This window comes from Furfurilactobacillus rossiae DSM 15814, from assembly GCF_000428925.1.
GTDB classification, from domain to species: Bacteria; Bacillota; Bacilli; order Lactobacillales; family Lactobacillaceae; genus Furfurilactobacillus; species Furfurilactobacillus rossiae.
Genome location: NZ_AUAW01000028.1, coordinates 1 through 14,720, shown reverse-complemented (window position 1 = coordinate 14,720; position 14,720 = coordinate 1). Strand labels below are relative to the sequence as shown.

15 protein-coding genes are annotated in these 14,720 nt (G+C 45.2%); 12 read left to right on the top strand and 3 right to left on the bottom strand.

The window, feature by feature from the left end:
- The 6 genes from G400_RS0112260 to G400_RS0112235 all read left to right on the top strand — a co-directional run bounded on the left by G400_RS0112260 (position 1) and on the right by G400_RS0112235 (position 6,288).
- Entirely contained in the window at positions 1-681 is a 681-nt protein-coding gene (locus tag G400_RS0112260) for an ABC transporter permease (RefSeq protein WP_017261016.1), read from the top strand.
- Between the two features lie 584 nt (positions 682-1,265).
- Positions 1,266-2,273, top strand: a complete 1,008-nt coding sequence (locus G400_RS0112255) for a serine hydrolase domain-containing protein (protein WP_017261017.1) — start codon at positions 1,266-1,268, stop codon at positions 2,271-2,273.
- Positions 2,274-2,364: 91 nt separating this feature from the next.
- Positions 2,365-3,330, top strand: a complete 966-nt coding sequence (gene manA / locus G400_RS0112250) for a mannose-6-phosphate isomerase, class I (RefSeq protein WP_017261018.1) — start codon at positions 2,365-2,367, stop codon at positions 3,328-3,330.
- A gap of 534 nt (positions 3,331-3,864) precedes the next feature.
- Positions 3,865-4,281 (top strand): hypothetical protein, encoded by a 417-nt coding sequence (locus G400_RS0112245; RefSeq protein ID WP_017261019.1) that lies wholly within the window; start codon positions 3,865-3,867, stop codon positions 4,279-4,281.
- A gap of 15 nt (positions 4,282-4,296) precedes the next feature.
- The gene (locus tag G400_RS0112240) at positions 4,297-5,655 is read left to right on the top strand and encodes an amino acid permease (RefSeq protein ID WP_017261020.1); all 1,359 of its coding nucleotides are present in this window, start codon (positions 4,297-4,299) and stop codon (positions 5,653-5,655) included.
- 48 nt (positions 5,656-5,703) lie between these two features.
- The gene (locus G400_RS0112235; protein WP_017261021.1) at positions 5,704-6,288 is read left to right on the top strand and encodes a hypothetical protein; all 585 of its coding nucleotides are present in this window, start codon (positions 5,704-5,706) and stop codon (positions 6,286-6,288) included.
- 109 nt (positions 6,289-6,397) lie between these two features.
- On the opposite strand, the gene G400_RS0112230 is transcribed toward G400_RS0112235, so the two are convergent.
- Both G400_RS0112230 and G400_RS0112225 read right to left on the bottom strand, forming a co-directional pair.
- Complete coding sequence (locus G400_RS0112230; protein WP_017261022.1) at positions 6,398-7,105, bottom strand: type 1 glutamine amidotransferase; 708 nt, start codon at positions 7,103-7,105, stop codon at positions 6,398-6,400.
- Positions 7,105-8,466 (bottom strand): Mur ligase family protein, encoded by a 1,362-nt coding sequence (locus tag G400_RS0112225; RefSeq protein WP_017261023.1) that lies wholly within the window; start codon positions 8,464-8,466, stop codon positions 7,105-7,107. Before G400_RS0112225 ends, G400_RS0112230 begins: the two co-directional genes overlap by 1 nt.
- A gap of 214 nt (positions 8,467-8,680) precedes the next feature.
- Here G400_RS0112225 and G400_RS0112220 point away from each other — a divergent pair, with 214 nt between their 5' ends.
- The 6 genes from G400_RS0112220 (at position 8,681) to upp (ending at position 14,316) form a co-directional block, all read left to right on the top strand.
- On the top strand, positions 8,681-9,256 hold the full coding sequence (locus G400_RS0112220) for a thymidine kinase (RefSeq protein ID WP_017261024.1): 576 nt from the start codon (positions 8,681-8,683) through the stop codon (positions 9,254-9,256).
- A gap of 34 nt (positions 9,257-9,290) precedes the next feature.
- On the top strand, positions 9,291-10,373 hold the full coding sequence (gene prfA / locus G400_RS0112215) for a peptide chain release factor 1 (protein ID WP_017261025.1): 1,083 nt from the start codon (positions 9,291-9,293) through the stop codon (positions 10,371-10,373).
- Positions 10,366-11,211, top strand: a complete 846-nt coding sequence (gene prmC / locus G400_RS0112210) for a peptide chain release factor N(5)-glutamine methyltransferase (protein WP_017261026.1) — start codon at positions 10,366-10,368, stop codon at positions 11,209-11,211. Before prfA ends, prmC begins: the two co-directional genes overlap by 8 nt.
- Before the next feature lie 32 nt (positions 11,212-11,243).
- Entirely contained in the window at positions 11,244-12,269 is a 1,026-nt protein-coding gene (locus tag G400_RS0112205; RefSeq protein ID WP_017261027.1) for an L-threonylcarbamoyladenylate synthase, read from the top strand.
- A gap of 102 nt (positions 12,270-12,371) precedes the next feature.
- Positions 12,372-13,610: a serine hydroxymethyltransferase gene (glyA, locus tag G400_RS0112200; RefSeq protein ID WP_017261028.1), complete on the top strand. Its 1,239-nt coding sequence runs from the start codon at positions 12,372-12,374 to the stop codon at positions 13,608-13,610.
- 76 nt (positions 13,611-13,686) lie between these two features.
- A complete protein-coding gene (gene upp / locus G400_RS0112195) occupies positions 13,687-14,316 on the top strand; it encodes a uracil phosphoribosyltransferase (protein ID WP_017261029.1) in 630 nt (209 codons plus the stop codon).
- A gap of 94 nt (positions 14,317-14,410) precedes the next feature.
- Here upp and G400_RS0112190 read toward each other — a convergent pair.
- A partial coding sequence (locus G400_RS0112190) for an integrase core domain-containing protein (RefSeq protein ID WP_027827216.1) occupies positions 14,411-14,720 on the bottom strand: 310 nt, incomplete at its 5' end.

Sequence of the window (14,720 nt, the reverse complement as noted above, 5' to 3'; positions counted from 1 at the left end):
ATGAGTCAGCTAAATATATGGCAACAATTACTGTATTATTTTGAGCATAATGGCTTATATGTCTTGAGTCAGTTTAACCGACACTTCCTTATTTCAATCTATGGCGTGTTGTTTGCTGCAATCGTTGGTATTCCGATTGGCATCTTGATTGCCCGTAATCGTCATTTGAGTGGCTGGGTAATCGGAATTGCCAATGTTATTCAAACGATTCCATCTCTAGCAATGTTGTCAGTGTTAATGCTTGGCCTTGGTCTTGGCGTGAATACCGTTATCGTGACAGTGTTTCTGTATGCGTTATTGCCAATTATTAAAAACACATATACCGGAATGCTAAACGTCAATGCAGATGTACTTGATGCCGGCAAGGGGATGGGAATGACCCGTCTTGAAGTGTTGCGTTACATTGAACTGCCGCTTTCGTTGTCTGTTATTATGGCAGGTATTCGAAACGCTTTAGTGTTGGCAATCGGAATCACTGCGATTGGCTCGTTCGTTGGCGCTGGTGGTCTTGGTGATATCATTATCAGGGGCACGAATGCCACAAATGGTGGTGCAATCATTTTAGCTGGCGCCTTACCAACCGCTTTAATGGCCATTGTTTCCGACGCAGTGTTGGGTTGGCTACAAAAGTTATTTGATCCTTCGGCACGACGCAATCATGCGCAGGGTGCAGAAGAATAGTTAACGAGCTTGACTTACGCTTATGGTTGTCAACATTGATACACTCGCCGTGGGACCGGTTCGAGCCCGAAGTTCACGGTCTTTCACCTCGCCGTAAAGCCTCGTGAAAAGCCGAGTCTTCACGACAGTCCGTTGTGTAAATTCGAGAGAGCCATTCGAATTAACACAACTTTCACGACTCGGTATCAATGTTGACGCCCTTCAGTTAACAAAGTGACAGGTTTGCGTGCAAAATATGTAAAACGCAAATTGTAGAATTTTTAACTTTTGTAGTAGTGGAGCTGACCGAAAACAGAGCTCCGTGTCGGCAACACTTGGCGGCGAGAATTTGGCCGCTTAGTGTTACGGGATGACTTATGAGACGTGGTTTGGCGGCTCATAATCAAGGGCGAAAACCGCGTTTTGTGCGGGTTGAACCCGGTCCCATGGAACGGCGTTTCCGGTCAGCGTAACGGCAAAGACATAGCCAAGAACGATTTAGGATTTTCAGCTTATGAGGATTGTTATTTAAATTGAGTGCTAGGCGTTGTTGTTCACTGAAGTAGTTGACGACAGCGCCTTTTATTGAAAAAGGGTGACAGTAAATGCGTGATTATAGACAAACACAGCGTGTAATTCAGGACTTGTTGGATGACCAGATTGTACCCGGAGTCAGTTACGCGTTGATCGATGGCTCAGAAGTGTGCCAAAAGGTGAAGGGTGACGCACAGTGGTGGCCGGAACATGAGCCATTAAAAACGGGAATGTTGTACGACTTAGCATCATTGACTAAGGTAGTCGGGACCACGACGGCATTATTACAATTAGTGGAGCAGGGTCAGCTTAGTGTTGATGACAAACTATCCCAGTTTGTTCCTGAATGGCATGATGCACGCGTTTCATTACGGGATCTGCTGACGCATACGTCGGCGATTGCGGGGTACATTCCACATCGTAATGAACTGCCCGCTAAACAGCTTAAACAAGCGTTGTTACAGTTACCAGTTGGTGACACGTTTGAACAGCGCGACCATTATACTGACATTGGCCTAATTTTTATCGGCTATGTGTTGGAAGCCGTTTATCAGCAACCGGTGCAACAAATTATTAATGAACACGTTTTGAAACCACTTAAAATGAGTGCGGCAACATTTACACCGGATTCGTCAAACAGCGTGCCAACAGAATTGACTCAACAGGGTCTAATTCGCGGGCGTGTTCATGATCCAAAAGCCGCTATTTTAGGCAAACATTGCGGTTCCGCTGGGTTGTTTGCTTCACTGGCTGATATGACAACTTTTGCACAGTGGTTTTTAAGTGATCGTGACGACGTTTTGACTGTCAAGACGCGTGACTTGTTACGGACGGATCAAACACCAACACATGATTTGGGCCGTTCATTAGGGTGGAATTTATTAGCGAGTTCAGATAACACACATTTAGTCAGTTTTCACACCGGTTTTACGGGCACCATCATTATTTTGGATCGGGTCACGAAACAGGGGCTAGTGTTATTGACAAATCGGGTGCACCCAAGCCAAAAAAATCATCGCTTTATTGAGTGGCGTCCCTCGCTATACCGGACCTTTTTAGATGAAGTTGCTGGTGGTTAAAATAACAATCGACACACTGTGCTAAACTGAAAGAAGTGTATAGCCCAGCTGTGGGTTAAATCCAAATTAATTACAATTAGGGGTGCGTTTGATGACTGAACCAATGTTTATGATTCCAGTGTTCCATGAAAAAATTTGGGGTGGCACTGGTCTTCACGACCGCTTTAACTATGATATTCCAACGGATCACACCGGTGAAGCGTGGGCCATTTCCGCCCATCCACATGGTCCTGCAACGGTCGTAAATGGTGAATTCAAAGGTGAATCATTGGACACGATTTGGGCTCAGCATCGCGAAGTGTTTGGCAATGCCAAGGGTGATGTGTTCCCATTATTGACAAAAATTTTGGATGCCCACGAGGATCTTTCGGTGCAAGTTCACCCAGACGATGCTTACGCGGAAGAACATGAGCATGAACTTGGTAAGACTGAGTGTTGGTACGTGATTGCCGCAGAACCAGGTGCCAAACTTTATTACGGGCATCATGCGCAAACTCGTGAACAACTCGCTGATTGGATCAATAATGACCAATGGGACAAATTGTTTCGGACCGTACCGGTGAAGGCCGGCGATTTCTTCTATGTTCCCAGCGGCACGATCCATGCGCTTGGCGCCGGGATCATGGTGCTCGAAACACAGCAGAGTTCAGATACAACATACCGTGTTTACGATTGGGACCGGACGGATGCTAAGGGTCGCAAACGCCCATTACACAAGCAACAAAGTATCGATGTGACCACGGTGCCGCACGTTGATCCAAAGCTTGATGTTACAAAAACAACAGTTGGTAAAGCCACAATCACAAAGTTTGTCGCTTCTGAATTTTTTGCGGTTTATGAATGGCGGACAAACGGTGGGGAAGCTCACTTTAGTCGTGGCAAGGCGCCTTACACTTTGGCATCTGTACTTGATGGCCGTGGTGAATTGATTGTCCCTGGTGAACAGCCATACACCTTAGTTAAGGGAATGCACTTCATTATTCCGTTTGGCATCAAGGAATGGACCGTTAAAGGTGACGTACAAATCATCGCCAGCGAACCCGGCGCTAAGGCTTAGCGTCACAATCGCTGTCACTGAAGCAGCATTAATTGAACAGTTAAGAAGTCAACCAGAGAGCGGGACATAACACGTTTTGGCTTTCTCAGGTAACGCGAATAAGGCGTTCATGGGTGTTTTTCCCATGAACGCCTTATTCGTGTTAGATGAGCAAAAGTCAGTGTTATGTCCCGCGTTTGCGGCAATTTTTCATCCGCATGACCCTTTGCGGTTGAAGAAAAATTGCCTGTTGACGTTTCATTAGAAATTGAGTTGAGGCGTTATGTCCCAGTTTCTTTTTGTGTACCCATCAATCAGACGTAAAAGCTAATTTTGCCAAGTAAACATATTCGAAAAACAGTGGTTTTGGTGATTAGCGACGTGGATTAAATTAAATCAACCGAACTTACCAATTAAAATAAGGAAATTAATGTTTGCAGCAAAAAGGTAGTTATCATTGTTGGCTGTCATTTTTGAAAATGGGTAGGCTACACAGTGAATCTGATATTTGCTTGGATTCAGTGAGACTGACAAAGAGACAAGAAGGTGACAATTATGCCAAGTTCGGCACTTAATCAACTTATGATGATGTATGAACGAATGAAACAACTCGTAGAACACGACACACTGACAGATGACGTTGCAGCTCAATATCAGCATCAACTTGCCGGTGTTGTGATTGATGACGGCGTGGCACCTGCCGAACAACAATTCCTGAAGGGACTACAGAATAATATTTCCGCGATGTTGGCTGCTGCCAGTCATCACAGTATTTTTCTGACGATCATTAATGATAATGGCTCTTTTTCGCCGTTTGAAATTAATGTTGCGGATATGATTCATCTGCGTGAGACGGACTTAGATTTATATAATCGATTGCAGGACGATGCGTTTATTTATCAAACGCAGCATTTGGACGGACCAGCGGCATTAGCTTTGTTCCAGCAGGCACCATGGGCGGCAGGCTCATAATAAGGGGGCATCTGTATGGCACAACAACAACTGGCACGTAATCTGCGCAATCGTCAAATTCAGTTGATTGCGATTGGTGGCACCATTGGCACTGGCCTGTTTTTAGGATCTGGCCGTGCTATTCATCTGGCAGGACCGTCAATTCTCCTGAGTTATATGTTAACGGGGGTAGTCACGTTTATCATCATGCGTGCGCTAGGCGAAGTACTTCTTTCTGATGAACGATTTAATTCGTTTGTCGATTTTATTCGCCAGTATTTAGGGGAAACGGCTGGCTTTATCGCAGGGTGGACGTACTGGCTGTGTTGGCTAGTGACAGCGATGGTCGAACTGACTGCTGTCGGTCTTTACTTTCGGTTCTGGTGGCCTTCACTACCCCAATGGTTACCAGGGCTCATATTGTTGCTGGTTTTACTAGGGTTGAACCTAATCACAGTTCGTTTGTTTGGTGAAACGGAATTTTGGTTTGCCCTGATTAAGGTGGCAGCCATCATTTTATTGATTATCATTGGCACGGTCATGATTATCATGCACGTTAGAACGGCTAACGGGTTCGTTGGTTTGCAGAATCTAGTCAGTCATGGTGGTCTGATGCCAAACGGATGGAGTGGTTTTGTGACTGCGTTGCCAATGGTTGTCTTCAGTTTCGCAGGGATTGAATTGATCGGCCTCACCGCCGCCGAAACGAAAGATCCCCGGAAAATTCTCCCCAAGGCAATCAACGAACTGCCAGTAAGGATAATTTTGTTTTACGTTGGTGCGTTATTTATTATCATGACGATTATTCCGTGGACGGTGGCCAACGCGAATCAAAGTCCGTTTGTGCAGGTATTTGCCGCTGCTAGAATACCGGCAGCAGCCAGCATTATCAATTTTGTAGTTATTACTGCGGCAGCATCGGCTTGTAACAGTGCACTATTTTCGACTGGACGCATGCTTTATACCTTGACGAATCGCTATCATGGTCACGGAATTGCTAAGCTCGGTCAATTATCTAAAACACAGGTGCCGGGCAACGCGCTGACGTTTTCAGCAGGCATTATCATGATTGCGCTGATTTTAAATGGCGTCATTCCCAACCAAATCTTTACGATTTTGGCAACGATGTCGACTACTTGTTTCTTGTTTGTTTGGGTCATGATTGTTGTGGCTCATTTACGATACCGGCAGAAGGTAGGTGTCGGTGACGGAGCGTTTTTGACGCCCTTAACACCTGTAAGTGACTATTTCGTACTGGGCTTTTTGGCATTTGTTGTCATTGTGATGTTATTTAATGCGTTAACAATTGTGTCCGTATTTGTGGTCGGTGGTTGGCTGGTTTTGCTGTTTGTCATCAAACGAACAAAGACGGACATTATTCGACGGACCAAATAGCGCGCAACTTAATCAACAATACCGGTTTATGAATGGGAGGAAATCAACATGGCATTTGTTCAATTAAAGGATCATAAATCACGTTACTTATGGATTCCAGACGACTACACTTTGATTTCAACTGAATCGCATGAACGTAACGGCGAACCAATCACAATTGAACGCTATCAAGAGCAGCCAACGTTTTTGTTACATGGTGCACAGGTAACCACTATTTACGCAAACGATGGCCGGGACTTACAAAGTTATCACAACTATACACAGGCGCCAGACCAACCATTGCCGGGCACTCAGGAGGCAGAAAAGTTGGCCGAAGATGTTTGGACCGACACAGATCCAGATTTCGCGCGCGGTTTGTCCTTGCTGGTTGTGGAAAACCAACAACGTTCCTATGTGGACGCTAATGGCGAGGAGCACCAATTCCCAGTTTTGTGGGTCAAGTTTGCTCATGAGAATGGGTCGTATAATTGGGTCACAGTTGCGGGCGGCAACAAGATTGTTGAAGTTGAGCGTAATTCCGAATGGGATTACTTTGGTGGTCGTCGTGCTACAGAAGAGTGGGACAATGACGACTGGGTTCAGGCTCGTAATGGAGAGCGGCCACAGTTGGCAGCGCCACACGCACGAGCATAATTAGTTATCAAAGAGTGTCCTTTGAATTTTGGCTTTAGCGTTACGCAAAAACGACACAACGTGATTTTTCACGCTGTGTCGTTTTTAGTTGTTTGAATTCTAGCAAACGCTAAAACGTTGCTGGAATCACCATGTTTTCCTGTTCGCTAAAATCTTGATCTGGATATTTACGCTTTAATGCGGCGACTAACAGATGCTTGGCAATGTCGCCATTCCGGGTCAGGATGGGACCGTGGAAGTAGGTGCCATAGACATTTTTGTAATGGACGCCTTCAGTGCCATCCGCACCGTTGTTACCAGCACCTTCAGAAACAACTCCTAGTGGCGCTTCATCCTTACCAAGAAATGTCATTCCTTGATGATTTTCAAAACCGTGATAGACTTCGCCGGTTTGTTCATCTTTGATAATCGTATCACCGATAAAACGATGGTCATGCTGATTCTTCGTGTAGTGGCTCATAGACTTAGTTCCAGTAATGCGCTCACCATCCGCGCCAATATAATATTGACCAAGTAGTTGAAAGCCGCCACAAATAGCTAAGGTAGGACCGCCGTCTTCAATAAAGTCGGTAATAGCTGCCGCCTTTGTTGGTAGATCCTTAGCCACGATGGTTTGCTCGAAATCCTGTCCACCGCCGAAGAAAACAATATCAAAATCATTAGGATCAAATGGATCACCGAGACTGACCAATTTTGTCGTTACATCAGCGTCCATTTTTTTTGCGTAATATTGCATTGCTAAAATATTACCGACGTCACCATAGGTATTCATCAGATCGCCGTAAAGATGGGCGATTGTTAAATGATAGTTAGCCATTAAGCACCCATTCCTTCCTTTATCAAACCTTCACTGGCTAATTGTTTACGTAATTGTAGCACGGCCGTATAGGTTGCCAGTACATACACTTTTTTGGTTGGCAGTTCCTTAATTTTGGCAGTGACCTTAGTTAAGTCAGGTTCAATCATCGGTTGATCGATACCTGCCACCTTGAGTCGGAACGTAATGTCTTTATAGCGTTCGCCACCGGTCAAAAATGCCTTTATTTTGGGATTCTCGCCAGTACCAGCAGCACCAAGCTTTTCAAACTCACCATCCCAGATCCAACTAGTATCAATACCGTCAGCATAATTGGCATTGAGTAAGCCGACGAATGAGAAGTCTTCAGGCTCTGTTAAAATCATGTCGATAACTTGGTTCACGCCAACAGGATTCTTAATCAAAATCAAGGTAACGTCCTTATCGCCGACGTGAACGACCTCCTGACGGCCAAAGACACGTTCATCACTGGTGAACGCTTGGCGAATTTGAGCAGGTTCTACATTGAGAAAACGGCCAACAGCGTATGCAGCGAGGGCATTATAGATATTGTATAAACCGCCGATACCAATCTTAAATGATTCACCATCCAAATCAAACGTTGATGCAGTGGGCGTCATGGCCCCCAATTTAGTAACTGCATAGTTAAGCTCTGGACGGTGGAAACCACAATTAGGGCAGAAGTAATCGCCTAAATTACCATAGGTCATAAAATGATAGTGCAAAACGTGCTGACACTTTGGACACAAGATGCCGTCCGTATTCGTCGGTGCCTTCATATCGCCTTTTGGTAGGTGATTGAAGCCGTAGTAAATTTTGGGGTTAGGAAGATCAACTGAGTTAAAGAGTTGAGCGTCACCATTCGCAATGATAGTCGCTTCAGGTGCAAGCCGCACACCATCAATGATTTTTTTGTACGTCGTGTAAATTTCACCGTAACGATCCATTTGATCACGGAAGATGTTGGTGAACACAAACGCAATGGGTTTAATGTAACGCGTTACTTTAATAACGTTTGCTTCATCCACTTCCAAGACGGCCAGTGGGCGTTGACCCCGGGAACGTTTGGCATGAAGAAATGTGCCGACAATCCCTTGTTCCATATTTGAACCAGTAGGATTTGTCAAAACATGATCGTATTTTTCACGTAAAACACGGACGGTTAGAGCGGTCGTCAGTGTCTTTCCGTTTGTTCCAGTAATCACGATAACATCATAATTTTGTCCCAAATGTTTCAAAATTTCGGGGTCAATCCGAGCGGCTAGTTTGCCAGGTAATGATGAACCACCGTGCATAAATGTGTGTAAAAACCAGTATGATGTCTTGCCAACTGCTGTGGCAACCCCGCTTCGTAATGACATGAAAAGCTCCTTTAATCTGTAATTAACTTTAGCCAGTTTAGCACATCTCGTCTAAAACCCACGGTCCAATGCTCAGTTTTAATGAATTCACTAACTACTTAACTTGTCGATCAGAGAAAGCAAGTTCAAACATGTTTGGCCGTCGTGCTGTTCAAGTATTGGTCCATTCGGTATAATGGAAAGCGATAAAATTTTTGACAGAGGAAGGCAACGCATGGCACAGTTATTTTTCCGGTTCGGGGCAATGAACTCAGGTAAGACGATTGAAATCTTAAAAGTCGCGCACAATTACGAGGAACAAGGCAAGTCCGTCATTATTATGACAAGTGCCGTGGATACTCGTGATGGTGAAGGTTACGTTTCAAGCCGAATTGGTTTGAAGCGTCCGGCTCACACCATTAAAGCAGATACTAACGTCTTCGAGGCCGTTAATGAAATTGATCCGGAAGCGTCTTGCGTGCTGGTTGATGAAGCTCAATTTTTACAAAAACACCACATTTTGGAGTTAACTAAGGTTGTGGATGAACTGCACATTCCGGTGATGACGTTTGGACTGAAAAATGATTTTCGCAACGAATTGTTTGAGGGATCAAAATATCTGTTACTTTACGCTGACAAGATTGAAGAAATGAAAACGATTTGTTGGTTCTGTGCCAAAAAGGCAATCATGAATCTCCGTTTTCACGATAACAAACCCGTTTATGAGGGTGAACAGGTCCAGATTGGCGGAAATGAAAGTTATTATCCAGTGTGCCGTGAGCATTATTTTAACCCGCCTTTACAGAAGTAAACTGACAGAATGAGCGAAGTAGGAGACAGAAGTTATGGATGAAATGTTTAATAAACTGCAGGCCGTGTCGGACCGCTATGAGGAACTTAATGAACTCATGAGCGACCCTGAGGTCATTGCGGATTCAGATCGCTTTATGAAGCTGTCCAAAGAAGAGGGAAGTATTCGTGAAACGGTTGAAAAGTACCGTCGTTATCGTAAAGTGATGGATGAAATCAGTGACGATAATGATTTGCTTCATGAAAAGCTTGATCCTGACATGGAAGAGCTGACCAAGGAAGAACTAAAAGAGTTGGAAGACGAAAAAGCCCAGTTGGAACAGGAAATCACTGTTTTGATGCTACCTAAGGATCCAAATGATGACAAGAACATCATCATGGAAATTCATGGAGCTGCCGGTGGTGATGAAGCCAGCTTATTTGCCGCGGACTTATTCAATATGTATTCTCGTTATGCTGAAAAGCAAGGCTGGCAAGTAGAAGTCATCGACGAAAATGCGACTGAAGTGGGTGGCTTTAAAGAAATTGTCCTGATGATCACGGGCGATAAAGTTTATTCCAAACTGAAGTTTGAAAACGGCGCGCACCGGGTTCAGCGGGTTCCGGTAACAGAATCTGCTGGTCGTGTGCATACCAGTACCGCGACTGTTGGTGTGATGCCAGAGTACGAAGATGTTGATATCGACTTAGACCCAAAGGACATCCGGACTGATGTGTTCCGTTCATCCGGTGCCGGTGGTCAGCACATTAACAAAACAAGTTCGGCCGTTCGAATGACGCATATTCCGACCGGTGTAGTTGTGTCGATGCAGGATCAACGTTCGCAACAGCAAAACCGTGTCAAGGCGATGGAAATTCTGAAACAGCGTGTGTACGATTACTACGCTTCCCGTGAACAGAGCGAATACGACGAGCAACGTAAGAGCGCTGTGGGAACTGGGGACCGTTCGGAACGAATCCGGACGTACAACTTCCCTCAAAACCGGGTTACGGATCACCGAATCAACTTGACCTTGAACAAATTGGATCGCGTGATGAACGGCGAGTTGGACGAAATTATTGATGCCTTGCTTTTAAACGAACAGGCTGAAAAGATGGATGAGTTAAATCGTGGATAAACCAACTATTTTAGAAGCCCAGCAGTGGGCTTCTTCTTGTTTTGACCAACAGTTAAAAAATAATGATCCAAACTTAGCGGCCAGTATTATGATGGATTTGTTCAATTGGTCGCGAACCCAGTTATTGATGCGTTTAAGAGATGCACTGACAGTGGCTCAGTGGGACACGTATCAGCAGGCTGTTCGACGGATTGCAAAGGGAGAGCCTGCTCAATATGTGATCGGCAAGACTCAGTTTTATGGACACTCATTTATGGTGACACCTGCTGTATTGATTCCCCGGCAGGAAACTGAGGAACTTGTTGATTGGGTGCTGACTGATCATGATGATGTCGCTAAACGTGTCTTGGATATTGGCACGGGTAGCGGCGCATTAGCCATTAGCATGGCATTAGCACGGCCGCACTGGCAGGTAACAGGAACAGACATTAGCGATTCTGCCATTCAGGTTGCCAAGCAAAACGCACAGTCGTTGCGAGCAAACGTCGGTTGGCAGGTTGGCGATTTGTTTCAACCTGTAGAAGATAAGGTGTTTGACCTGATTGTTAGCAACCCACCATATATTAGTGAGGATGAGCGACCTTTGATGGATCAAAATGTGTTAGATTATGAACCTCATCAAGCGTTATTTGCGGATCACCAAGGTTTAGCAATCTATGAACGAATTGCGCAACAACTGGCCGACCACTTAACAGACAAGGGCGTCGCGTACTTCGAGATTGGTTTTGCCCAGGGCAAGTCGGTCAAACATTTGTTTGAGACGGCTTTACCTGAAGCACACGTGACATTGCGACAAGATATTACCGGTCATGATCGAATGATTCGTGTTCAACGGTGAACGGGAATTTTAGAACAGGAGGATGTAAGGGCATGGAAACGAAGCGTTTTTCAAACCAGGAAATTGAAGCTGCTGCCGCGGCATTACGAGATGGGCAGTTGGTTGCATTTCCAACCGAGACTGTTTATGGGTTGGGGGCCGATGCAACAAATGAAACAGCAGTTAAGCAAGTGTATCAAGCAAAGGGGCGGCCAAGTGACAATCCGTTGATTGTTCATGTAGCCGACGTTGAAACGGTGACCACATTAACAGAACCACTCTCGGAGGCTGCTAAAAAATTAATGGCAGCTTTTTGGCCAGGTTCGTTGACAATGATTTTTAAGTTGAAGCCAAATGTATTGTCCAAGGCCGTGACGGGTGGTTTGGACACAGCAGCATTTCGTTTTCCAGCTAACAAAACGACGTTGGCATTAATTAAGGCTTTAGGACGGCCAATGGTGGGACCTTCTGCTAACACGTCAGGTAAGCCAAGTCCTACCACGGCTGATCATGTGTTACATGATTTGAGCGGCAAGATTGCTGGTGTCGTTGACGATGGTCCAACCAAGGTTGGGGTCGAATCGACGGTATTAGACATGTCGACTGATCAACCCGCCATTTTGCGTCCAGGAGCAGTCACACCTGAACAAATCGAAGCGGTAATTAAGCAAACTGTTGCGACGGAAGTCCACAAGGTTGGTGCTAAAGAGACACCGAAAGCTCCTGGAATGAAGTACAAACACTACGCGCCAGCCGCCCAGGTTTACATCGTTAACGATGGTGACTGGCAGTCCGCATTAGACTGGGCTGGTCAGCAGCCCGTCCAAATAGGGTTGATGGCGACCAAAGAACGTTTGGCAGGATTGCAATTGCCAACGAACGTAGAAGTATTTGAACTTGGACAAAATGTGACGACCGCTAGTCATTTACTATTTGCGGGATTGCGCCATTTTGACGACGAAGGTGAAATTAAAGATATTCTGGCCGAGGGTTTCCCAGCCAGCGGACTTGGGCTGGCATACATGAACCGTTTAAAAAAGTCTGCTGGTAATGTTTTCTTCACGACGTCACAAATCTGATTGCGTGATAATTTCCGATTAGCGTAAAATGAAGATATGGTTTGAACAATTAATACCATCAGATCACGTAGGGTTATTGAACCTGTCAAGGAGGAATTGCCGATGAGTTATCAAGACACAGATCCAGAATTATGGCAAGCAATCACCAACGAAGGGAACCGTCAGCAGCATACCATTGAGTTGATTGCGTCTGAAAACATTGTTTCAGATGCCGTTCGGGCTGCACAAGGCTCTGTTTTAACCAACAAGTACGCTGAAGGTTACCCGGGTCACCGTTACTACGGTGGTTGTGAATATATTGATGTCGTGGAACAACTTGCAATTGATCGTGCCAAACGGCTCTTTGGTGCCGAATACGCTAATGTACAACCGCATTCCGGTTCACAGGCAAACATGGCTGCCTACATGGCGCTCATTAAGCCAGGAGACGTTGTGATGGGGATGGCATTGGATGATGGGGGTCACTTAACTCACGGTTCAAAAGTTAACTTCAGCGGCAAAACGTATACTTTCTATGGCTACCATGTCGATCCAAAGAGCCAACGGTTGGATTATGATGCCATTTTAAAACAGGCTCAGGAAGTTCATCCCAAATTAATCGTTGCAGGCGCGTCTGCGTACAGCCGAATCATTGATTTTAAGAAGTTTCGTGAGATTGCGGATGCAGTCGGTGCAAAGCTCATGGTTGATATGGCTCACATCGCTGGGTTAGTGGCAACTGGGTTACATCCAAGTCCAGTACCATATGCAGATGTTGTCACGACAACCACTCACAAAACACTTCGTGGGCCACGAGGTGGACTGATTTTGGCCAAGGCTGAATACGCGAAAAAGTTAAATTCAGCCGTTTTTCCGGGCACTCAAGGCGGTCCGTTGGAACACGTAATTGCTGGTAAAGCAGCTGCGCTGGGTGAAGACTTACAGCCAGCATTTAAGGTTTATGGCGAACAGGTCATTAAGAATGCACAAGCGATGGCCAGCGTATTCAATGAGGATGATCAGGTAAAAATTTTGACTGGCGGTACGGATAATCACTTAATGACGCTAGATCTTACCGGTACGTCGTTAACTGGGGCAGCTTTGCAGGACTTACTTGACGCTGTCGATATCACGACAAATAAAGAAGCAATTCCTAACGATCCTGCCGGTCCACGCGTTACATCTGGATTACGATTGGGAACGCCGGCGATTACTACTCGGGGATTTGGTGAATCGGAGAGCAAGCAGGTTGCAGAACTGATTCTATCCATCATTCACCACCCCGAAGATGCCGCTGTTGCCCGCGATGTAGCAGTTAAGGTGCGTCAATTAACAGATGCGCATCCAATTAATGTGAATTAATCAAGAATTACACTCGCGTTCAGAGCTAAAATCGACTAGAATTAGTTTCAGAAAATAAAAGGGAGTGTGGCATCCGATGGGGAAGTTTGAGGTTCTTGATCACCCGTTGATTCAACATAAATTAACGATAATTCGTAACCGGGATACAGGCACGAAAGTCTTCCGTGAAGTTGTGAACGAAATTTCAACACTTATGGCTTACGAGGTTTCACGCGATATGCCGTTGGAAGATGTCGAAGTAACAACGCCAATCGAAAAGACGGTAAAGAAACAGTTGGCTGGTAAAAAGGTCGCTATTGTGCCAATTTTACGTGCAGGTTTAGGAATGGTCGACGGATTTTTGAACTTGATCCCTGCTGCTAAAGTTGGGCATATTGGGATGTATCGTGACGAAGAATCGTTACAGCCCGTTGAGTATTTCGTCAAAATGCCAGCTGACATTGACCAACGTCAAATTTTTGTTGTTGACCCAATGTTAGCTACTGGTGGCTCAGCCATTATGGCCATTGATGCACTTAAGCAACGTGGTGCACACAGCTTTAAATTTATGTGTTTAGTAGCAGCCCCAGAAGGTGTAAAAGCTTTACAAAAGGCTCATCCAGAAGTTGATATTTACACGGCTGCATTGGATGAAAAGCTCAATGAAGATGGTTATATCATGCCTGGTTTAGGGGATGCGGGTGACCGTTTGTTCGGTACAAAGTAGTTATTTGTTTTCTGATTTCAATATTCAAAGAGAGATTTAGAGCTTCCTGATGATGGACATGACCCAGTCAAGTAAACAGTCGAAATAATATAAATTAACTTGCTTTGCGAACGGTCTGATTCCGATATTCATTCGGAGTCAGGCCGTTTAGTGTTTCTTGCGGACGACCATTGTTATACCAGTCGATTCCAGCGTCGACTAAGGCGACAAGTTCTTTGAACGTGCCGGCCGGTCGTAGATCAAACCATTCATCTTTGATATGACTCCAAAAGGTTTCCATGGCGCCATTATCAATAGGTTTACCACCACGAGACATACTGTGTGTGATGTGATGTTGACGTAATTCTAAGTCATAGATTCGAGCTGTATACGCAGAACCACGGTCAGTATGTAACAGTGGTTCT